This window comes from Actinoplanes sp. CA-142083, assembly GCF_050942195.1.
Classification (GTDB): domain Bacteria; phylum Actinomycetota; class Actinomycetes; order Mycobacteriales; family Micromonosporaceae; genus Actinoplanes.
This window is the reverse complement of sequence record NZ_CP192076.1, coordinates 9,933,650-9,954,951: the sequence shown is the minus strand read 5'-3', so window position 1 is coordinate 9,954,951 and position 21,302 is coordinate 9,933,650. Positions and strand designations below refer to the sequence as shown.

Annotated in this window: 18 protein-coding genes; 9 read left to right on the top strand and 9 right to left on the bottom strand. The window is 70.7% G+C overall.

The features are described 5' to 3' along the window. Position 1 precedes the first annotated feature (1 nt). Positions 2-928 carry a deoxyribose-phosphate aldolase gene (gene deoC, locus ACQPZX_RS45950; protein WP_433370679.1) on the bottom strand — a complete coding sequence of 309 codons (927 nt, stop codon included), beginning with the start codon at positions 926-928 and terminating at the stop codon, positions 2-4. Between the two features lie 59 nt (positions 929-987). Here deoC and upp point away from each other — a divergent pair, with 59 nt between their 5' ends. Continuing rightward, positions 988-1,620: a uracil phosphoribosyltransferase gene (gene upp, locus ACQPZX_RS45945; RefSeq protein ID WP_433370677.1), complete on the top strand. Its 633-nt coding sequence runs from the start codon at positions 988-990 to the stop codon at positions 1,618-1,620. Here upp and ACQPZX_RS45940 read toward each other — a convergent pair. From ACQPZX_RS45940 to ACQPZX_RS45930, 3 genes are read right to left on the bottom strand one after another with little or no spacing between them, the layout of a single operon-like run. Next, positions 1,617-2,105: an NUDIX hydrolase gene (locus ACQPZX_RS45940; protein ID WP_433370674.1), complete on the bottom strand. Its 489-nt coding sequence runs from the start codon at positions 2,103-2,105 to the stop codon at positions 1,617-1,619. The genes upp and ACQPZX_RS45940 overlap by 4 nt on opposite strands. Next, the gene (locus ACQPZX_RS45935) at positions 2,102-3,217 is read right to left on the bottom strand and encodes a glycosyltransferase (RefSeq protein ID WP_433370672.1); all 1,116 of its coding nucleotides are present in this window, start codon (positions 3,215-3,217) and stop codon (positions 2,102-2,104) included. Before ACQPZX_RS45935 ends, ACQPZX_RS45940 begins: the two co-directional genes overlap by 4 nt. Next, complete coding sequence (locus ACQPZX_RS45930; protein WP_433370669.1) at positions 3,210-6,065, bottom strand: bifunctional glycosyltransferase/CDP-glycerol:glycerophosphate glycerophosphotransferase; 2,856 nt, start codon at positions 6,063-6,065, stop codon at positions 3,210-3,212. The genes ACQPZX_RS45935 and ACQPZX_RS45930 overlap by 8 nt, the downstream gene beginning before the upstream one ends. Before the next feature lie 104 nt (positions 6,066-6,169). Here ACQPZX_RS45930 and galE point away from each other — a divergent pair, with 104 nt between their 5' ends. Continuing rightward, positions 6,170-7,180 carry a UDP-glucose 4-epimerase GalE gene (galE, locus tag ACQPZX_RS45925; RefSeq protein WP_433370666.1) on the top strand — a complete coding sequence of 337 codons (1,011 nt, stop codon included), beginning with the start codon at positions 6,170-6,172 and terminating at the stop codon, positions 7,178-7,180. Positions 7,181-7,238: 58 nt separating this feature from the next. After that, entirely contained in the window at positions 7,239-7,922 is a 684-nt protein-coding gene (locus ACQPZX_RS45920) for a GOLPH3/VPS74 family protein (protein ID WP_433370663.1), read from the top strand. A 3-nt stretch (positions 7,923-7,925) separates the two neighbouring features. Here the strand turns inward: ACQPZX_RS45920 and ACQPZX_RS45915 are convergent, their stop codons facing one another. Both ACQPZX_RS45915 and ACQPZX_RS45910 read right to left on the bottom strand, forming a co-directional pair. Next, complete coding sequence (locus tag ACQPZX_RS45915; protein ID WP_433370661.1) at positions 7,926-9,548, bottom strand: phospho-sugar mutase; 1,623 nt, start codon at positions 9,546-9,548, stop codon at positions 7,926-7,928. An 87-nt stretch (positions 9,549-9,635) separates the two neighbouring features. Next, on the bottom strand, positions 9,636-11,555 hold the full coding sequence (locus ACQPZX_RS45910) for a serine/threonine-protein kinase (RefSeq protein WP_433370658.1): 1,920 nt from the start codon (positions 11,553-11,555) through the stop codon (positions 9,636-9,638). A 205-nt stretch (positions 11,556-11,760) separates the two neighbouring features. Between ACQPZX_RS45910 and ACQPZX_RS45905 the strand changes: the two genes are divergently transcribed. Continuing rightward, positions 11,761-13,326 (top strand): acyl-CoA mutase large subunit family protein, encoded by a 1,566-nt coding sequence (locus ACQPZX_RS45905; RefSeq protein WP_433370655.1) that lies wholly within the window; start codon positions 11,761-11,763, stop codon positions 13,324-13,326. A 251-nt stretch (positions 13,327-13,577) separates the two neighbouring features. Continuing rightward, positions 13,578-14,834 carry an amidohydrolase gene (locus ACQPZX_RS45900; RefSeq protein ID WP_433370652.1) on the top strand — a complete coding sequence of 419 codons (1,257 nt, stop codon included), beginning with the start codon at positions 13,578-13,580 and terminating at the stop codon, positions 14,832-14,834. Positions 14,835-14,977: 143 nt separating this feature from the next. On the opposite strand, the gene ACQPZX_RS45895 is transcribed toward ACQPZX_RS45900, so the two are convergent. Continuing rightward, positions 14,978-15,880, bottom strand: a complete 903-nt coding sequence (locus ACQPZX_RS45895; RefSeq protein ID WP_433370649.1) for a DUF4349 domain-containing protein — start codon at positions 15,878-15,880, stop codon at positions 14,978-14,980. A 216-nt stretch (positions 15,881-16,096) separates the two neighbouring features. Between ACQPZX_RS45895 and ACQPZX_RS45890 the strand changes: the two genes are divergently transcribed. From ACQPZX_RS45890 to ACQPZX_RS45875, 4 genes are all read left to right on the top strand, one after another. Then, a complete protein-coding gene (locus tag ACQPZX_RS45890; RefSeq protein ID WP_433370646.1) occupies positions 16,097-16,729 on the top strand; it encodes an MBL fold metallo-hydrolase in 633 nt (210 codons plus the stop codon). Position 16,730: 1 nt separating this feature from the next. Then, positions 16,731-17,648, top strand: coding sequence for a hypothetical protein (locus ACQPZX_RS45885; protein WP_433370643.1), 918 nt, complete (start codon positions 16,731-16,733; stop codon positions 17,646-17,648). 109 nt (positions 17,649-17,757) lie between these two features. Further along, entirely contained in the window at positions 17,758-18,495 is a 738-nt protein-coding gene (locus ACQPZX_RS45880; RefSeq protein WP_433370640.1) for an SCO6745 family protein, read from the top strand. Between the two features lie 53 nt (positions 18,496-18,548). Then, positions 18,549-19,532, top strand: a complete 984-nt coding sequence (locus tag ACQPZX_RS45875; protein WP_433370637.1) for a GNAT family N-acetyltransferase — start codon at positions 18,549-18,551, stop codon at positions 19,530-19,532. A gap of 64 nt (positions 19,533-19,596) precedes the next feature. Here the strand turns inward: ACQPZX_RS45875 and ACQPZX_RS45870 are convergent, their stop codons facing one another. Next, positions 19,597-20,790, bottom strand: a complete 1,194-nt coding sequence (locus ACQPZX_RS45870) for an acyltransferase family protein (RefSeq protein ID WP_433370635.1) — start codon at positions 20,788-20,790, stop codon at positions 19,597-19,599. A 42-nt stretch (positions 20,791-20,832) separates the two neighbouring features. Next, complete coding sequence (locus tag ACQPZX_RS45865) at positions 20,833-21,294, bottom strand: gamma-glutamylcyclotransferase (RefSeq protein WP_433370632.1); 462 nt, start codon at positions 21,292-21,294, stop codon at positions 20,833-20,835. Positions 21,295-21,302: the final 8 nt, after the last annotated feature.

Genomic DNA, 21,302 nt, shown 5'->3' with positions numbered 1-21,302 from the left:
CTCAGTCCAGCGTGAAGTAGTCCGGACCGGCGTAATGGCCGGTGGTGAGCTTGGTGCGCTGCATCAGCAGATCGTTGAGCAGCGAGGAGGCGCCGAAACGGAACCAGTCCGGAGACAGCCAGTCGTCTCCGACCGTCTCGTTGATGAGCACGAGGTACTTGATGGCGTCCTTCGTCGTACGGATGCCGCCGGCCGGCTTGACGCCCACCTGCCGCCCGTGCTGCGACCGGAAGTCGCGCACCGCCTCCAGCATGATCAGCGTGACCGGCAGGGTGGCCGCGACCGGGACCTTGCCGGTGGAGGTCTTGATGAAGTCGGCGCCGGCCATCATCGCCAGCCACGAGGCGCGGCGGACGTTGTCGTACGTGCCCAGCTCGCCGGTCTCGAGAATGACCTTGAGGTGGGCGTCGCCGCACGCCTCCTTGACCGCGACGATCTCGTCGAAGACCTTGGCGTAGTCGCCGGCCAGGAACGCGCCCCGGCTGATCACCATGTCGATCTCGTCGGCGCCGCCGGCCACCGCGTCGCGGGTGTCGGCCAGCTTGACGTCGAGCGGCGCCTGGCCGGACGGGAACGCCGTGGCCACGCTGGCCAGGTGCACCCCGCTGCCGCGCAGCACGGACGCGGCCACCGGGACCATGGCCGGGTAGACGCAGACCGCCGCGACGGACGGGCAGGACGGGTCGGCCGGGTCGGGGCGCAGCGCCTTGGCGGACAGGGCGCGCACCTTGCCCGGCGTGTCGGCGCCCTCGAGCGTGGTGAGGTCGACCATCCGGATGGCCAGATCGATGGCCTTCGCCTTGGCGGTCGTCTTCACCGATCGGGTGCCGAGCGCGGCCGCCCTGGCCTCGACGCCCACCTTGTCGACCCCGGGAAGCCCGTGCAGGAGGGCCCGCAGGTTGGCGGTCGACGTCGCTGTCGCAGTCATGAAAAGGATTCTACGCAGGCCGGTAACATTTGATCTTGACTGACCGGTAGGTTGGCGCCGTGGACGTACTCGTCGTAGATCACCCGCTGGCCCAGACCCGGCTCACCGCGATGCGCAACGCGGAGACCGACTCGGGCGTCTTCCGAGCCTCCCTGCACGAGCTCACCACGATGGTCGTGTACGAGGCCGCCCGCTCGTTCGCGGTCGAGCAGTACCCGATCACCACGCCGGTCGCGCCCACCGAGGGCATCCGGCTGGCCAACCCGCCGCTGATCGTCCCGGTGCTCCGGGCCGGGCTCGGGATGGCGGACTCGGCGCTGGCCCTGCTGCCGGAGTCGTCCATGGGGTTCGTCGGGCTGGCTCGCGACGAGCACACGTTCGAGCCCCGGGCCTACATGGAGTCGCTGCCGGCTGACCTGTCGGGGCAGCCGGTGCTGGTGCTCGACCCGATGCTGGCCACCGGGGGGTCGCTGCTGCATTGCTGCCGGTTGCTCGTCGACCGCGGCTGCACCGACGTGATCATCTGCTGCGTGCTGGCGGCGCCGGAGGGGATCTCCCGGCTCAAGGAGTCGGGGCTGCCGCTGCGGCTGGTGACCGCCTCGATCGACCAGGGGCTGAACGAGAAGGCCTACATCGTGCCTGGTCTGGGTGACGCCGGCGACCGCCAGTTCGGTGGGATGCGGCGGTTCTAGAGAGTGGAGTAACTCCAGCTCTGGGCCTTGCCGTTGGCGAAGGGCATGACGCCGTGGAAGACGGTGGGGGCGTCGGCGAAGACCAGCGGTAGGAAATGTCGGTCCGACTCCCACATGGGTACGTTGCCGGACAGGACGTCGGCGAGTGGGATCCAATGCAGGCTGCCCTCGTCGTTGGCGGTCAGCGGAGTGCCGGTCCAGGCGGGGACGCGGAAGAGGAACCCGAACCAGTTGCCGCCGTCCTTGCCGAAGCCGGGCCAGGAGATCGTGCCGGCCAGCTCGAGTGACGTGCACTCGATGCCGGCCTCCTCGTGGATCTCCCGGCGCATCCCGGCCGCGACGTCCTCGCCGGGCTCGAGCTTGCCGCCGAGCCCGTTGTAGTAGCCGTAATGGATGTCGTCGGGGCGGGCGTCCCGGCGGATCATCAGGATGCTCTTGCCGTCCTCGGCGAAGACGTAGCCGAGGGTGGCCAGCGTGGCTCTCATCGTTCCAGCAAGGCGAACAGCGCTTCCCAGCGGTCGATGACGCTGTCCGGCGAGAACCGCCGCACCGACTGCTGGCCGGCCTCGCCCAGCCGCCCGCGCAGGTCGCGGTCCTTCATGAGTCGCTCGAGCCCCGATGCCATGCCGGGCACGTTACCGGCCGTCACCACCAGGCCGCCGCTGACCTCGTCGTCGATCAGCTCGCGGATGCCGGGCGCGCAGTCGAAGGCGACCGTCGGCAGCCCGTACGCCATCGCCTCCATCACCGCGATCGGGAAGCCCTCCTCGCGTGACGGCAGCGCGTAGATCGAGGCGGCGCTCAGCGCCGCGTCGATGTTGTCGGTCTGGCCCTGGAAGATTTGGGTGTCGTCGAGGCCCAGCTCGCGAGCCTGCGCCCGCAGCGCCTCCTCGTCGGGACCCGAGCCGAAGACCTTGAGTCGCCAGTCGGGGAACTGCGGCCCGGCCAGCGCCCACGCCTCCAGGAGCATGTCGATGCCCTTGTCGTGGGAGAGGCGGCGGAGCGTGACGACCGTCTTCTCGTCGAGCGTGGGCAGCGTCCTGGGCACGGTCATCAGCGGGTTGGGCATCGCGCCGACGTTGGTCATGCCGGCCCGGGCCCACCCGTCCGCGTCGGCGTCGGTGAGCGCCAGGTGGATGTCCAGGTCCTCGTAGTAGATGCGGGCCCGGTTGTAGCGGCTGCTGTCCTTGCTGGCCTCGAACGACTCGTGGGACATGCCGACGGTGATGAGGCCGGTGGTGTCGGCCGCGGCCACCCACTCGCCCGCCCACACCTGGGCCGCGATCACCACGCCGCCCGGCCGGGCCGCCTGGAACAGCTCGGTGAGCTTGCGCGCGCCGACGGCTTGTTGCGCCGCGCGGCGGCGACGCCAGAAGGCGTCACCTTTGCGGGGCAGTCGGCGGTCGTGCAGGGTGACCGTCTCGTACGGCCGATCGGAGCCGTAGTCGCGGTAGACGTTGGCCGGCTCGACGCCGATCAGCGTGACCCGGTTGCCCCGGGCGGTGAACAGCCCGGACACGTCGTGTGCCCACTGCTGGAGGCCGCCGAGCTCGTCGACGGCGTTGGTGACGATGAAGATGTCCCGGGGCTCAGCCACGGCGTGCCCCCTGGGCGAAGAATCGGTCGACGACCGCCTTGGCCGCGGTGCCGGTGTCGTACTCGCAGAACCTCGCGGTGAAGGCGTTGTGCCGCTCGGCGTACCGCTCCTTGAGCTCGCCCAGGTCGGCGAGGGCGGCGAACAGCTCGTCCTCGGTGCGGGTCAGCGGGCCGGGCGCGAATTCGGCGAGGTCGAAGTAGGAGCCGCGGCTGCTGCCCACATAGTCGTCGTAGTCGGGCACGTGGAAGATCAGCGGCCGGTCGAGCAGCGCGTAGTCGAACATCAGCGACGAGTAGTCGGTGATGACCGCGTCGGCGATCTGCATCAGCGGCGTCACGTCGTGCACGTTGGCGACGTTGCGCACCGAGTGCGCGTACATCGGCGGCAGCGCGAACGAGACCAGGTAGTGCGGGCGGATCAGCAGCACGTACTTGTCGCCGAAGCGCTCGACGAAGTCGTCCAGCGAGAACGGCAGGGTCAGGCCCTTCGACCCGGTCGCGATCTCCTCCGGGCGGAAGGTGGGCGCGTAGAGCAGCACCTTGCGGTCGTCGTGGAGATTGAGCTGCTTGCGCAGCGCGTCGACCTGACTGTCGTTGGTGGGATTCACGAGTACGTCGTTGCGCGGGTACCCGACGCGCAGCAGGTCGGCGTGCACCCGCATGCCCTTGGTCAGCGTGTGCACGTCGTGCTCGGTACGCGCCAGGAAGAAGTCGAAGCGGTCGATGGCGTCCTGGAGCTTCTGCTGCTGGGACGCGGTCTGGCGCTTGATGTTCGCCTCGTCGAAGCCCATCCGCTTGAACGCCGAGCCGTGCCACGTCTGGATGTATGTGGTGCCCGGCCGCTTGCGCAGGTCGTGCGGGAAACCCTGGTTGTCCACCCAGTACCGGGCCCGGCCCAGCTCGCGCAGGTACGCGTACGACTGCCGGCGCACCAGCTTGACGTCGCCGGGGAAGCCGTTCGGGTGCTCGTCCGCGTACGACCAGACCGCGCGGAACCGTACGCCGGAACGCTTGAGCTCCTCGTAGATGGCCCGTGGGCTGTCGGAGAACTGCTTGCCCATGTGGCTCTCGAAGACGATCGTCCGCTTGCTGATCGGCATCCGCGAGAAGACCCTGTCGTACCAGGCCAGCTTGGTCCTGCGCTTCTCGAGCCGCTGCCGCACGTCCCGCCGGAGCGTCGCGGCTTTGCCCCAGGCGCGGGCGCCGAGCGGCTGGGAGCGCACCTTCTTGAGGGTCGCGTCGCCGGCGCGGGCCCGCTTGCCCTCGGCCGACAGCCGCAGCGCCAGGTTGCCCCGGTCGGTCTTGTAGGCCTCCATGCGGTCGGCGGCCAGCCGGGACAGCCGCGGTCGCACCGGCAGGCTGAGCTCCTCGGTCAGCTCGTCGGAGGCGAACAGGTGCAGGTCGCAGGTCTCGCCGCGGGCCTTGACCCGCAACGCGAACGAGTAGACCGGGTCGACGAAGCCGATCGGCCGCGGCGCCTTCTCGGGGGTGACGGTCGCGGTCCAGGTCAACTGGGTGCCGGCGGGGGTGGCCTTGGCCTTGGCGCTGAACTGGCGCCGCCGGTTGCGCCGGGCGATCATGACCAGTTTCGCCGAGGAGGCGCCGTCGAGCCGGCCCAGCGGGTTGGTGACCACGCCGCTGATCGTGATCGCGCGGCCGCTGCGCGACACCGAGGTGATCCGGCTGCCGAGGGTGAGCTTGGCCAGCGGCAGGTCCTGGAAGCCGACCTCGGTCACGTCGAGCACCTCGCGGCCCAGCGGGTCGTCCAGGTGCCGGTCGCACCAGAAGATCCGGCCGTCGCGGACGGTGAGCGTGGTGGTCAGGTGCGCCCGGTGCTCCTTGTTGGCCATGTAGTCGTGCGCGGTGGCCACGCCGTCGAGGTCGTCCATCCGAGCCATGTAGGCGGCGATCGCCGGCAGCGGTTTGGCCTGCTTGAACGCCTCGGGGTCGATGCCGCGCACGTACGGCCCGGCGACCTCGATCAGCCGCCGCTGGTCGTCCTCGGGGGCGTCGCCGATGCCGGCCAGGTGGGTGCGCAGGTCGTTCTCGATGAACCGGATGTCCTTCTGCAGCCGCAGCTCGGGGGTGCCGTAGCGGGCGAGCAAGGCGTCGATCTGGCGGGTGACCGCGATCCGGTCGGTGAGGTTGCGGACGTCCCGGGCACGGTTGGTGATCGAGAGGGAGGCGGCCCGGCGCTCGACGTTCCAGGTGTAGACCCGCTGCGGGATGACCGCGATCCCCTTGGCGGTCAGGTAGGCGTGCGCCGAGAAGACGTTGTCCTCGTAGTACCGGTCCTCGAGGAAGACGAGGTTCTCCCGGGTCAGGAAGTCGTGCCGGTAGAGCTTGTTGGTGGAGAGCACGTCGTACAGCAGCTCGGGCTCGTCGCGCAGCGACTCGTAGACCACCTTGCGCTGCACCAGCCACGGCATCCAGGAGTGCTCCTTGCCGGTGCCGACGTCGTGCCGCACGCACCGGCCGATCACCATGTCGGCCCCGGACTCCTCGGCCATCGCGACCATGTTGCGGCAGGCGTGCCGGTCGAGGGTGTCGTCGGAGTCGAGGAACATGATGTATTTGCCGCGGGCGTTGCGGACGCCCTCGTTGCGCGGGGCGCCGCAGTGCCCGGAGTTGGCCGCCAGCCGGATGAACTTCACGTCGTCCGGGTGCTGCGCGGCCAGCCGTTCCATGACCTCGGGGGTGCTGTCGCTGCTGTGGTCGTCGACGACGATCACCTCGCGGCTGCGCAAGGACTGATCGAGCACCGACCGGACCGCCGTCTCGATCCGTGCCGCGTCGTTGTAGACGATGACGACGACCGTGACATCGGGCCGGGGGTGGGGCGAGGTCACGCTGAGATGTCCTTTCGGAGAACGGCTCCCGTGGCGGCAGCATCATAGGTTAAGACGTCGTTCTCCTAAAAATTACCTGTGGTGCACCAGCTAAGGTCGTCGCCGTGAAGGTGCTTCTCGCCGGCGGGGCCGGTTTCATCGGCAGCACGATCGCGTCATGCCTGATCGACGCGGGTCATCAACCGGTCATTCTGGACAATCTGGTCACCGGCCGTCGCGAGTTCTGCGAGGGGCGCCCGTTCTACGAGGGCGACATCGCCGACCGGGCCGTTCTCGACCGCGTCTTCGACGAGCACCCGGACATCTCGGCGGTCGTGCACTGCGCGGCGCTGATCGTCGTGCCCGACTCGGTGGCCCGCCCGATCCACTACTACCGGGAGAACGTGGCCAAGACGCTCGAGCTCGTCGACCACTTGGTCGCCCGGGGCGTCACCCGTCTGGTGTTCAGCTCGTCCGCCTCGATCTACGAGCCGAACGACGAGTTCAGCGTGGACGAGAGCTCGGCGCTGGCCGCCTCGAGCCCGTACGCGCGGACCAAGCTCGTGGTCGAGCAGATGCTGACCGACATCACCGCCGCCACCGGGCTGAGGGTGCTGTCGCTGCGCTACTTCAACCCGATCGGGGCCGACCCCAAGATGCGCACCGGCCTGCAGGTTCCGGCGCCGAGTCACGCGCTGGGCAAGCTGATCGAGGCCCACCGCGCCGGCGCGCCGTTCCGGGTGACGGGTGTCGACTACCCGACCCGCGACGGCTCCGGCATCCGCGACTACGTCCACGTGTGGGACCTGGCCGGCGCCCACCTGCGCGCGCTCGAGGTCTTCGACACGCTGTTCGCCGGCGACGAGCGGTACCAGGTGATCAACCTGGGCACCGGCACCGGCACCACGGTGCTGGAGCTCGTCGAGGCGTTCAACCGGGTCGCCGACGACCCGGTCGCGGTCGAGCAGGCGCCGCCCCGCCCGGGCGACCAGGCGGGGGCGTACACCCGCAGCACCCGCGCCGCCGACCTGCTGGGCTGGCACGCCGAGCACTCGGTCGCCGACGGCATCCGGGACACGCTCGCCTGGTTCGCGCAGCGTGACCGGGTCCTGCCCGATCTCGCCGAGAAGCGGTGAGGATTCGACCCGACCTGGCGATCTCCTCGCGTGACTCGGGCCACTATCGTTGCGTCACATGACCTCCATTCCGCTCGCCGAGGAATTGCTCCTCCTCGCCTACGACGACCAGACCGGCAAGGCGACCGGTTCCCGCATCGGGCTGGACCTCGGCATGGCCGCGGCCGTGCTGGTCGACCTGGCGCTCGCGGGGCGGGTCGCGTACTCCGACGGTTTCCTCAAGGTGATCGACCCGACCCCCACCGGCGAGCCGATCGCCGACACGGTGCTCGCCAAGGCGTCCGACGACGAGCCGCACACGCCGGGCCAGTGGGTGCAGCGGCTGCGTCACCGGCTGCGCTCGCGCGTCCTCGAGGACCTGGTCGCCCGCGGCGTGGTGCAGGACGTGGACGAGACCCAGATGGAGTTCATCCACGTCCACCGCTATCCGACCACCGACCCGGCCTACGAGGCCGAGATCCGGCGCCGGCTGGCGGAGGCGCTGACCGGCCAGAGCATGTGCGACGAGCGGACGGCCGCGCTGGCCACGCTGCTGGTCGCCTGCCGCATGGAGCCGGCGCTGCGCCTGCCGCCCGAGGAGAGCGCGCGGGCGCACCAGCGGCTCGAGCAGATCGCCGCGGGCGCCGGCTTCTCCGGCTCGCTCGACCTGGAGGACTCGGTGGTCCGCCCGTCGGTCGCGCTGGTCGTGCACACGCTGGGCAAGGCCATCAGCGCCGCGCTGGGCGCGCCCAAGCCGGTTTAGCGGTCACACGCCGAGCGCGGCGGCGACCTCCTGACGGAGGATCTGCAGGGCGTCCGCCGCGCGGGCCCGGGCCGTCGTCACGTCGCCCTGGGTGACTTCTTCAACCACTTCCAGGTACGCCTTGAGCTTGGGCTCCGTGCCCGAAGGCCGGATCACCACCCGCACCGCGGCGGTGCGGAAGGTCAGCACGTCGTTCTCCGGCAGCAGGTCGTCGACGGCCGTCACCGGCGCGCCCAGCAGCGTCGCCGGTGGCTGCCGCCGGGCCCGGCCCATCGCCACGCCGATCTCGGCGAGGTCGTCGACCCGCACCGAGAGCTGGTCGGTGGCGTGCACGCCGAACTCGGCCGCCAGCTCGTCCAGGCGGTCCTGGACGCCCTTGCCGTCCTTCTGCAGGCCCGCGGCGACCTCCGCGGCGGTCAACGCGGCCGTGATGCCGTCCTTGTCGCGCACGAGGGCGGGCGCCACGCAGTAGCCCAGCGCCTCCTCGTAGCCGAACGCCAGGTCCTCGGCGGCCCGCACGATCCACTTGAAGCCGGTGAGGGTCTCGGCGTACGGCACGCCGCGGGCCGCGCAGAGCCGGCCGAGCAGCTGCGACGAGACGATCGTCGTCGCGTACGTGCCGGGCACGCCCCGCCGGATCAGGTGGTCGGCGAGCAGCACCCCGAGCTCGTCGCCGCGCAGCGGACGCCAGCCGTCCGGGCCGGGGATGGCCAGCGCGCAGCGATCGGCGTCCGGGTCGTTGGCGATAGCCAGGTCGGCGTTGCACATCCTGGCCAGTTCGAGCAGCTTGTCCATCGCCCCCGGCTCCTCCGGGTTGGGGAAGGAGACCGTCGGGAACTCGGGATCGGGCTCGGCCTGCTCGGTCACCGACGGCGGCATCCCGAACCCGGCCGTGACGAACGCGGCAGCCAGCGTGCCACCGCCGACGCCGTGCAGCGGGGTGTAGACCACGGTCAGGTCGCGCGGGCCGCCGGGCGTGAGCACGTTCGCGGCGCTCTGCACGTACCTCTGGACGATCTTCTCGTCGAGAAGTGTGCCCGGCACGCCCAGCCGGACCCCGGCGACCGGGCCGACCGCCCGGATGGCGGCCTCGATGCCGGAGTCGGCCGGCGGCACGATCTGCGCGCCGTCGCCGGCCGGGCCGCCGAGCTGCCGTCCGAGGTAGACCTTGTAGCCGTTGTCCTGCGGGGGATTGTGGCTGGCCGTGACCATCACGCCGGCCACCGCGTCGAGCGCCCGCACCGCGTAGGCGAGCACCGGCGTGGGCAGGGTCGAGGGCATGACGAGCGCCTCGCGGCCGGCGCCGGTGGCGACGCGGGCGGTGCGCTCGGCGAAATCGCGGGAACCGTAGCGGGCGTCGTACCCGATCACCAGCGGGCCCTCGCCGCCCTCGGCCGCGAGCCAGGCGACCAGCCCGGCCGCCGCCCTCGTGACCACGGCGAGATTCATCCCGTTCGGCCCGGCGCGCAGCCGGCCCCGCAGCCCGGCCGTGCCGAAGGTCAGCGGCCCGGCGAACCGGTCGCGTAGCTCGTCGGCCGTGCCCGGCAGCCCATCGATCAGCTCACGCAGCTCGGCCCGGCTCGCCGGATCGGGATCGTCGGCCAGCCAGGCCTCGGCTTCTTCCAACGGGGTTGTCTGGGGTTTTCCGCCGCGGGCCGGCTCAGTTCGCAGTTCGTTGTCGTCAGGCGCCACTAGGGATTGATAGCACAGCCCTCAGCTGTTGATTTTGAAGCTCTCCACCATCGCGTCGAAATACTTCTTGCTGTCGGCGAAGCTGGCGTCCGACGTCGTGAGGTAGAAGGAGTACATGCTGCCGCCGGCGGTCGTCATCCGCCAGATGCCGTGGCGCATGGCGTCGCCGCTGCCGCAGGTGTACTCGAACTGGGCGCCGGGCTGCCCGGAGACCTCGACGTCGGCCGTGTCGACCTGCTTGTACGGCGACGGGCACGCCTTCGACTTCTTGAGGGTGCCGGGCGCCGTCTCCGAGACGAACCGCTGCGGCTTGATCGAGCCCGGCTCGACCAGGACGCGTACCTTGCGCTGCTTGTCGCCGGGGTCGACGTAGTCGACGTAGTTGCCGCTCGCGGCCCTCTTCCAGCCCGCCGGCACCTTGACGCTGACCTTGTCGTTGCCCTGGTAGTCCTGGGTCTGGACGTCGGAGGCCGCGGCCTGGCTGGCGCCCGGCTGCGCGACCGGTGTCGTCGGCGTGCCGCTGCCGCCGCCGGAGAGCGAGATGACCAGCACCAGCACGATCACCAGGGCGAGCGCGCCGCCGCCGGCGATCAGCTGCTTGTTGCGCGGCCAGCCCTTGAACGTCTCGACGGCCTTGCCGGTGGCCGCCTTGGCCGAGCCGACCGCGTTGTCGATCATCGCCTTGCGCTTGGCCGCCGGGCTGCGCACGATCGTGCCGCCCATCGGCTCGCCGGCCGCGCGGGCGCCGTTCCACGCCTCGCGGGGTGGGATGACGCTCGTCGGGTCGGCGCCGTGGGCGGCCGGCAGGAAGCCGGTCGCCGCGCCTGGCATCAGCGTGTCGTCGGGCTCGGGAGCACGCCGGCGGCCGCCGGGGGTGGGGGCGTTGCTCTGCTGGAGCTTGGCCAGGTGGTCGGTGAGCGACGCGCCGGGGGCGAGCATGGCCCGGCCGCCGATCTGACCGCTCGGCTGCGGGGGCAGCGGCTGCGTCTCGGCCGGCGCGGCCGGCGGGCGCTGGGCCGGAACCACCGAGTACGGGTCGGTCATCATGTGCGGCGGGCTGGTGCTGGCCAGCGGGCCGGCCAGCTGCTGCCGGAGCATCGTGCGCGCGGTCTGCACGTCCATCCGCCGGTTCGGGTCCTTTTCCAGCAGGCCCATCAGCACCGGGGTGAGCGAGCCGGCCCGCACGGCTGGGGCCGGCGGGTCCTCGACCACGGCGTGCATGGTCTCGATCGGGTCGCCCTTGTCGAACGGCGGACGGCCCTCGACGGCGGTGAACAGCGTGACGCCCAACGAGAACAGGTCGCTCGGCGGGCCGAAGTCGCTGCCCATGGCGCGCTCGGGCGAGATGAAGTGCGGCGAGCCGAGCACCATGCCGGGCGTGGTCAGCTGCACGTCGGTGGGCATGCGGGCGACGCCGAAGTCGGTCAGCACGCAGCGGCCGTCAGAGCAGATCAGCACGTTGGCCGGCTTGACGTCGCGGTGCAGCACGCCGTGGGCGTGCGCCACCTCGAGCGCGCCGAGCAGCGCGATGCCGATCTTGGCGACGACGCGGGGCGTGACCGGCCCGTCCTCGATCACCATGTCGGCGAGGCTGCGCGCGTCGAGCAGCTCCATCACGATCCACGGGCGGCCGTTCTCGTGCACGACGTCGTAGACCTGCACGACGGCCGGGTGCTGAAGGGCGGCGGCGGCGCGGGCCTCGCGCATGGTCCGTTCGTACATCGAGTCGCGGTCGCTGGGAGCCAGGCCAGGCGGGAGGACGACCTCCTTGATGGCCACGTCGCGGCGCAGCAGCGTGTCCGCCGCGCGCCACACCGTGCCCATGCCGCCGTGCCCCACCGCCGCGCGGAGCGTGTACCGCCCGCCGATGAGCGTGCCCGGGGCTGCGCGTCCGCTGGTGGGAGCAGTGTTGCCGCCGCTCCACGTCGGAATCTGAGTCACTGAGGATGCCACCGAGGGGATGTAGGGGCTGTCGACCAACCCCGCTATCTTGCCGGGTGCGCCCCCCTATTTGAAAGTCACGACGCGGGTGTTCCTGGGAAGTCGACGGACCGTGACCGGAAAGCCGCTTTCCGTTCGGCTTATCGGACTCTCTGTGCAAAATCCCTCACGCTTGCGACCTGAACGAAGCCTTAGGATCACGGTTGTGAACGCAGAGTCGGGTTTCGAGATCAAGCCGGTCTACCGCCCCGGGGACGTGCCCGCGGACGTGCCGATCGGCGAGCCGGGGGAGTATCCGTACACCCGTGGCGTCTACCCGACGATGTACACCAAACGCCCCTGGACCATGCGGCAATATGCCGGTTTCGGCACCGCCGCCGAGTCCAACGCCCGCTATCACCAGCTGCTCGCCCACGGCACCATGGGCCTGTCGGTGGCGTTCGACCTGCCCACCCAGATGGGGTACGACTCCGACGACCCGATCGCCCACGGCGAGGTCGGCAAGGTCGGCGTGGCCATCGACTCGATCGACGACATGCGGCAGCTGTTCCGCGACATCCCGCTCGACCAGGTCTCGACCTCGATGACGATCAATGCCCCGGGCTCGGTGCTGCTGCTGCTCTACCAACTGGTGGCGGAGGAGCAGGGCGTGCCGGGCGCGGCGCTGCAGGGCACGATCCAGAACGACATCCTGAAGGAGTACATCGCCCGCGGGACGTACATCTTCCCGCCGAAGCCCTCGCTGCGGCTGGTGGCGGACACCTTCGCGTACTGCCGGGCCGAGATCCCGAAGTGGAACACGATCTCCATCTCGGGTTACCACATGGCCGAGGCGGGCGCGTCCCCGGCGCAGGAGATCGCCTTCACGCTGGCCAACGGCATGGAGTACGTGCGGGCCGCGATCGCCGCCGGGCTCGCCGTGGACGACTTCGCGCCGCGGCTGTCATTTTTCTTCGTGGCCCGCACCACACTGCTCGAGGAGATCGCGAAATTCCGCGCGGCCCGGCGGATGTGGGCCCGGATCATGCGCGAGGAGTTCGGCGCGAAGGATCCGAAGTCGCTCATGCTGCGCTTCCACACGCAGACCGCGGGCGTCCAGCTCACCGCCCAGCAGCCCGAGGTCAATCTGGTGCGGGTGGCGATCCAGGCTCTGGGTGCGGTCGCCGGCGGCACGCAGTCGCTGCACACCAACGCGTACGACGAGGCGATCGCCCTGCCCACCGAGAAGTCGGCCCGGCTCGCGCTGCGCACCCAGCAGGTCCTCGCCTACGAGAGCGGCCTGACCGGCACGGTCGACCCGTTCGCCGGCTCCTATGCGATCGAGGCGCTGACCGACGAGGTCGAGGCCGAGGCCACCCGGCTGGTCGAGCGGGTTTTCTCGTACGGGTCGGCGGTGGACGCGATCGAGCAGGGCTTCCAGAAGGAGCAGATCGAGACGTCGGCGTACCAGATCGCCAACGAGATCGACTCCGGGGAACGGGTCGTGGTGGGCGTCAACCGCTTCACGACGGAGACTGAGGAGCGGTACGAGCCGCTGCGCGTCGACCCGGCGATCGAGGCCGCCCAGGTGGCCCGTCTCGCCGAATTGCGGGCGGAAAGGGACTCGACGGCCGTCGAGAGCGCGCTGGCCGATTTGGCGAAGGCCGCCCAAGGGACCGAGAACGTCCTACCGTTGATGAAAGAGGCGTTGCGGCTACGTGCCACCGTGGGCGAGGTATGCCACACGTTGCGTGGTGTGTGGGGCGTCCACCACCCGGTGGAGCGTTTCTGATCGGACTCGTGGTGTGGGTCATCACCTCCGCGATCCGTTACACGTTGTAGGAGGTGGTGGGCCAGATGCTGCGCAGGGACGACACCCCGGGCATCCCCTCGCCTCTCATCGAGCGCTCTTATCAGGGCATTCGTGACCCAGCGCTACCCAGCGTGCACGGGAATGATGTTGCACAGCGTCACCAAAATGGGTCTAAGCTGTCGCGCGTCAAACAAACACGACAAACTTTCGAGAGCGATACGGAAACCGACGTGACTACTGCTCTGGCGCCTGGTGAAGAGGCGCAGACGGAGTGGCCCGGGCCGCTGCCCGGCGCCGAGCCCCTGCCCGGCCAGCTCGACCGCTGGCTCGCCGCTCACGGCGCGGAGCTCGTAGCGATTCGTCGGCACATTCACTCCCACCCCGATCGTTCCCACCACGAGTTCGAGACGGCCGCGCTGATCGCCCGCGAGCTGGCCGTGGCCGGCCTCTCCCCGCGGCTGCTGCCCAAGGGCAACGGTGTGATCTGCGACATCGGCGAGGGCGACCGGGTCGTGGCGTTCCGCGCCGACCTCGACGCGCTGCCGCTGCAGGACCTGAAGGACGTGCCGTACCGCTCGACCGTCGACGGCGTCGCGCACGCCTGCGGCCACGACGTGCACACCACGATCCTGCTCGGCCTCGGGCTCGCGCTGGCCCAGCTCGCCGAGCAGGGCCAGCTGCCCGGCCGGGTCCGGCTGATCTTCCAGCCCGCCGAGGAGAGCATCCCGTCCGGCGCGCCCGAGGTGGTCGTGGCCGGCGGGCTCAAGGACGTCGTCGCGATCTACGCGCTGCACTGCTACCCGCAGCTGCCGGCCGGCCTGGTCGGGGTCCGCTCCGGGCCGTTCACCGCGGCCGCCGACATCGTCGAGGTCAAGTTGACCGGCCCCGGCGGGCACACCGCCCGGCCGCACCTGACCGCCGACCTGGTGCACGCCCTGGGCCGGGTGATCGTGGACGTGCCGGCGCTGCTGGACCGGCGCATCGACCCGCGGGCCGGCGTCTCGATGGTGTGGGGCTCGGTGCACTCGGGCGACGCGTTCAACGCGATCCCGGCCTTCGGCGAGGCGCGCGGCACGGTGCGCATCCTCAGCCGGGAGGCCTGGCGGGAGGCTCCCGAGCTGATCACCAAGCTGATCCAGGACGTGGTCGCGGCGACCGGCGCCGAGGCCGAGGTCGGGTACCGCCGCGGCATGCCGCCGGTGATCAACGACCGGATGGCCACCGCGGTCATCGCGGGCGCGGCCGGCGCGGCGCTCGGCGCCGACCGGGTGGTCGAGGCCGAGATCAGCATGGGCGGCGAGGACTTCTCGTTCTACCTCGACCACGTGCCCGGCGCGATGATCCGGCTCGGCACCGGGGTGCCCGGCTCCGACGAGCGGTACGACCTGCACCAGGGCAGCTTCGACGTGGACGAGAGCGCGATCGGCTACGGCGTGCGGGTCTTCGTGCACACCGCCCTGGCGGCGCTGGCAACCGGCGCGTTCTGAGCTGGCTGGCTCCGCTTCGCTCCGCGGGCGATCGCCCCTTCGGGGTTGATGAGGAGTCAGCCGATTTCCCGGCGCCGCAAACCCCGCGGCGACGGCAAATCGACTGCCTCCTCATCAGCGGGGCGATCGCGGGCCGTACCGTGTCAGGGCTTGTCGGGTTTTTCGGTTTGCTGCTGTGGAGGGCCCGGCGGAGCCGGCTGGGGATAGACCGCCGGCACCGCTCCCGGAGCGACGAGAGCCGGCTGGCCGGTGGCGCGGGTCGGGCGCAGGCGCCGGTACAGGTAGAACAGGCCCCACACCGGCAGGCCGATCACGATCAGCCAGGGGAGCAGCGCCCCCAGCACGGTCAGCAGCACCTTGAGCGACGCCAGCAGCGCGTCCCAGCCGGCCGAGAGCCCGCCGAGGAACCCACCCGGGTTGTCTTCGACCTGCGCCGCCGGCGCGGCCGGGCCGAGGAACGTGACGGTGATCGTGGACAGCGCCGTGAGGTCGGCCAGCCGCCGCTTCTTGGCCTGCAACGACGCCAGGTCGGACTCCCGCGACGCCACCTCCTTCTCCAGCATGACCAGGTCGTTCAGCGACTTGGCCTGCGCCAGCAACCGCCGCCCGCTGTCCACCCGGGCCTCCTGCACGGTGATCCGGGCGTCGAGGTCGACGGTCTCCTCGGTGACGTCCTCGGTGCTGATCTCGCGGTGCTCTTCTTTGCCCAGCTTGGACAGTTGGTCGACGGTGGTGGAGAACTTGTCGGCCGGCACCCGCAGGGTCAGCGTGGCCGTGCCCGAGCCGCCCTCGCCGCTGGTGCGGTTGTCCGAGCCGATGAAACCGCCGGCCGTGGTCGCGATGCCGGAGGCCTGCCCGGCGGCGGCGTTCACGTCGTCCTTGACGCGCACCGAGATGCTGCCGCGATAGATGATGGACCGCTGGTCGACGCTCAGATCGGGCGCCTGCGCCGGCTGGTCCTTGCCGGTGGCGGGATCGGGCGCCGCCTCGGCGACGCCGCCGTCGGCCCGCTGCTCCGGGGCGGCCGCTTTGTCGGCCGCCGACACGCCGGAGGAATTGGATTGTGAATCGTCGGACGCTCCGGCGCCGCATCCGGCCAGTAGAACCCCCGTGAGAAGCACGGAGGAGGCGATGTATATGGGTCTGACGCGCATGGTTTTCTCCCATCCCCGTTGGGCGTGCACCTGGGACGTACGGCACACGGGACCCGGTTCCGGCAGACTGCGGGGTGAGCGGTTACGAATCGGCAGCGGAGGGGTCCCGTGCGCGTCACGAAGTTCACGCATTCCTGCCTCCGGATCGAGGGCGACGGAGTGCTGGTCGTCGATCCGGGCGAGTTCAGCGAGCGATCCGCGCTGGATGGCGCGGACGCGGTGCTGATCACTCACGAGCACATGGACCACCTGGATGTCGCGGCGGTGGCCGACGCCGCGGGGAAACGTCCGGAGCTTCGCGTCTTCGCCCACGCGGAGGTGCTGCCCAAGCTCGCCGCCTTCGGCGACATCGCGACCGCCGTGGGTCCGGGTGAGCAATTCGGTGCCGCCGGTTTTCGCGTACGGGCATTCGGCGGCCACCACGCGCTGATCCACCCGGACATCCCGCGGATCGCGAACCTCGCCTATCTGATCGGCGACGACGACACGAACGTCTATCACCCCGCCGACTCGTTCACCGTTCCGGAGGACACGGCCGTGGACACGCTGTTCGTCCCGTTGAATGCTCCATGGATGAAGCTGATGGAGTCGATCGACTTCGTCCGGGCGGTCCAGCCCGGCCGCGCCTACGCGCTGCACGACGCGCTGCTCACCCCGACCGGCGCCAAGATCTCCGACGGGCACCTCGACCGGCTCTCCGGCGCCGCCTACGAGCACGTGGCGCCGGGGACCACGATCTGACGTGCCCAGCGCAACCGACCAGCTGATCCAGCGGCTGTACGAGGAGCCGCCGGACGGCTTCGTGGCGGCCCGGACCGCCGCGATCAACGACGCCAAGCAGGCCGGCGACCGGGACGCGGCGAAGCGTCTCGCGGCGCTCAAGAAGCCCACGGTGGCCGCCTGGGTGGTCAATCTGCTCGCGACGCGGCGACCCGACCTGATCGAGGAGCTGGTCGACCTGTCGGCGGCTCTGCGCGAGGCCCAGCGCGGCCTGCAGGGCGACCAGCTGCGCGAGCTGACCGCCCAGCGCCGGCAGGTGGTCTCGGCGCTGGTGGGCGCGGCTCGCAAGCTGGCGCTGGAGGTGGAGCCGGGCGCCAAGCTCCCGCTCGGCGAGGTCGAGGCGACGCTGTCCGCGGCGCTCGCCGAGCCGGCGGTGGCGGCGCAGGTGCGCACCGGGCGGCTGATCCGGGCGGCCAGCTACGCGGGCTTCGGCGAGGTGCCCAAGCCCCGGCTGCGCCTGGTCGGCGACGACTTCCAGGAAGACCTCGCCGACGGGGAGCCGGAGGACGAGGGCGGCGAAGTCGTCGAGTTTCCGCAGCAGTCCACACGGGAGCGTCAGGCGGCCGAGCGCCGCCGGCGCCAGATCGAGCAGCGCCGCCGCGACCTGCGCCGCGAGCTGGGCACCGCGGAGGCCGCCGAGCAGCGCGCCGACGAGCAGCTCGAACGGGCCGAGAGCGCCGAGCGCGACGCCGAGCACCTGGTGGAGGACCTGGACGCCGAGCTGGCCGAGCTGGAGCGGCGGCGCACCGAGGCGCAGGCCGACGTCGCCCGGCGCAAGCAGGCCCGGCGCAACGCCGAGCGGGATGTCGCGGCGGCCCGCCGCCGGGTGGGCGACGTGCAGGCGGCCCTGGAGGATCTTGAAACGGACGAGTCCGACTGATCGCCATCCAACCGCCCCGCCCGCCGCCCTGAATCGGCCTAAAGCGCCTATTCGCGTCGGGACGGGAAGAATATTTTCCAGATCGGGCAGGGAAGAGCAGAATCGGCGCGTGACCCCCGAACAGGCTGCCGCCAACGCCATGACGGGACTCGCAACGATCGTCGGCGCCTTCGCCGAGTCACCGCAGACGCTGCGCCGCGCGCGGCTTCTGGGGCTCTCCGGCTGGGCGTACCACGTGTCTGCGCGGGCCGGTGCGCTCGGCGACGTACGACCCGAGACGGTGGCCGCGGCCATCGGATTCATCGCTCCCGACGCCGTCATCGACGGCTGGGAATCGACCGCCAAGGCGTCGGCCCCCATGGAGGTGGCCAGCTGGCACCTGCACGAGCTGTGCAAGTGGGGCATCGAGCAGCTCGGCGGCTTCCCCAGGCTGACCAGGATGCTCGAGCTCGCCGGCCGGGTGGTGGAGGCGGTCGACATGGCCGCGCTGCCGCTGTTCGCCGCGTGGCGGGCGATGCCGGTGCCCGACCGGGCCGCCGGGGCGCGGGCCGCGTTCGCCTTGCACCTGCTGCACGAGCACCGGCTCGGCGTGCACCTGGTGGCCGTGCGGGCCAGCGGGCTGACCCCATTGCAGGCCATCATCGCCGGGCCCGAGGGGGAGACGGGGGCGGTCGCGTTCGGCTGGCAGCCGCCGTACCCGCCGGCCGGCCCGATCGTGCGCCGGCTGATGTGGGCCGACTCGGTGGCCGACGCGCTGGCGGGGCAGGCTTACGCGGCGCTCGACATGGCCGAGCGCATCGAGCTGGTCGGCCTGCTCGAGTCGCTGAGCCAGCGCCTGACCCGCTGAGCCCGGTCGATATTCGGTCGACCGGGGGCTGTGGTTCGTGGTCCGATGCGCGGATGACCGCTGCCGCGATGACCGCGCTGCCCGAGGGCTGGACCACGCGCCGGCCGACGCTCGATGACGTGCCCGAGATTCTCGCGGTGGTGCATGCCAGCGACATCGCGGCGATCGGTGAGCCCGACTTCACCGCCGACGAGGTGCGGGAGATGCTCACCGACCCGCATACGGAGATGAGCCGGGACAGCTGGCTGGCGCTCGACGAGGCGGGCACGATCGTCGGCTGGACGTTCCCGCACAACATGACCGGTGGCGACCGTGACTTCCTCGAGGTCTTCGTCGACCCCGAGCGCGGGCGCCCGGCGATGCGGCCGCTGCTCGCGCTGATCCTCGACCGGATGACCGAGCGGGCCGCCGAGCTCGGCCACCACCGGTATGAGGTGCGTGCCGGCGCCATTCCGACCGAGCAGCCGTACATCGATGCTCTCACCGAGGCCGGCTTTGCCTTCCTCAAGCAGCACGCCCGCATGCGGATGCCGCTCGACGGCGTGCCGCACACCGCGCCCGAGCAGCCGGCGGGGGTGACGGTGCGGCCGGTTCGCGGCGACGACGAGGACGATCTGCGCGCGCTGCACGCGGTGATCGAGGAGGCGTTCCGGGAGACCGACCACTTCGCGGTCGACTATCCGACGTGGCGCGCTCAGGTCGCCAACGAGCCGTCGGTCTCCTTCGACGAGTGGTTCGTCGCCGAGGTGGACGGCCGCGTGGTCGGGTCGCTGCAGTCGTCCGATACCGGCATCGACGACAACGAAGGCTGGGTGAAGAGGCTCGCCGTGCTCCGCTCGTACCGGAAAAGGGGTGTGGGTGAGGCGCTCCTGCGCCGAGCTTTCGCGGTCTATGCCCGGAAGGGCCGATCGCACGCGGGCCTCGGTGTCGATCTGGAGAATCCCACCGAGGCCGTGCGCCTCTATCTGTCGGTCGGCATGACGCCGATGTACCGGGCCAACGTCTACCGCACCTATGTGGAGGCTCGCGCCGCCTAGCGGCGCCAGGTGCGGGTCGCGCCGGCGCGCGCGTTGCCGGCCCGGTAGTGGTCCGCATCTCCGGCTAGACCGACGCGGTGACCGGCTCGGTCTCGACGCGAGGTGGGATCGGGGCCGGGGCGCCGTCCTTCTTGCGGAGGAAGCGCTTCGGGGTGTGCTTGCGCCACCACTTCTCGGCCGGCTCCTCGACGAAGTGGAACAGCGCCCACGACATGGCGGCCACCACGAGGCCCATGCCGAGCAGCGTGAAGAGCACCGCGTCGTTGTCGCGCATCCGGCCCCACTCGTACGTCGCGAGCCGGCTCACCGAGTGATGGATGAGATAGAAGCCGTAGGACCAGAGGCCCAGCAGCACCAGCGGCTTGGCGTTGAGGACGCCCTTCAGGCCCCGCATCTCGCGCTGCACGAAGGCCAGGATGATCAGCACGGAGAGGATCGCGACGCACTGCCGGACGGTGAAGTCGAGCTGGTTGACGAGGCCGTGGGAGAGGCGCATCCGGCCCTGGTAGTAGGCGATGACGTAGACGAACAGCAGCGCGATCGGGAGGAACGGGCGCAGCGGGAAGCGCCAGCCGCGCTGCAGGGCGATCGCGACGGTCAGGCCGAGCAGGAACTCGGGCAGGTAGACGATCGGGTTCCGCATCACCCAGCTGGCGTGCGGGGCGGAGAGGTGCGCGACGGCGAGCCAGTTGACCGCCCACATGCCGATCAGGCCGAGCGCGGTCGCGGCGGCGAGATAGCGGGTACGCGTGCGCACCGCGATCCAGCCGAACAGCGGGAACATCGCGTAGAAGAGCAGCTCGACGCTGAGCGTCCAGGTCACCTCGTTGCCGGGCAGCGTCGGCGTGACGTGCGGGAACCAGGTCTGCACCAGGAACACCGAGGAGATCAGGCTCCACCACTCGATCGGCTTGTGCGCGGCGATGTAGTACGCGTAGACGCCGAGCGGCAGCGCGACCAGGTGAGCCGGCCAGATGCGGCCGACGCGCCGCCACCAGAACGAGCCGGGGTGCTCGCCGGGCTTGTAGACCCACATCATCAGGAAGCCGGAGAGCACGAAGAAGAACGTCACGCCGTGCCCGCCGATCTCCGAGTACGGGAAGATCAGCGGCGAGCGCCCGAAGCCGGTCTTGCCGCCCAGCCCGGTGAAGTGGTGGGTGAAGACCGCGAAGGCCGCGAAGAACCGCAGACTGGTCAGCGCGTCCAGGCGTTTGGGCAGCGCGGCCCCCGTGGCGGCCCGCAGGCCCTGTAAAGACATAGGACGTGAACGGTAAGTGAAGGCTGGGTGGCCTGTCCAGCCTCAGACTTCGGGGGTCGAGGTCGCGCTCGGTCGATGGCGGAGGTCCTCGACGTAGTCGTCGGGCGCGCCGGCCTTCTCGGCCGCGTTGGCGATCTCGGAGAGGTACCACGCGGTGGGCAGGCCGCCCTCGTAGCCGTCGTAGACGTACACCCACGCGCTGAACTCGCCCTCGAGCGTTGATACACGCACGGTGAGCTTCTGGTACGCCCCCGCAGTCACGCCCTCGACCTCGTCGAGCTGTGCGGCATCCCACGGATGCACGTCGTAGAGCGACACGAAGACGCGGTCGCCCGGCGACTCGACGATCGTGGTCACGGCCCCTTCCCAGCCCATTTCCGCCTCCCCGGCGAAGGTCAGGCGCCAGCCTTCTATCCACCCCACGCCGACCATGGGCGAGTGCGGACAGTAGGCCCGCATGCGGGCCGGGTCGAGGTTTGAGCCATACGCGGCGTAATGACGCACGGCGATGA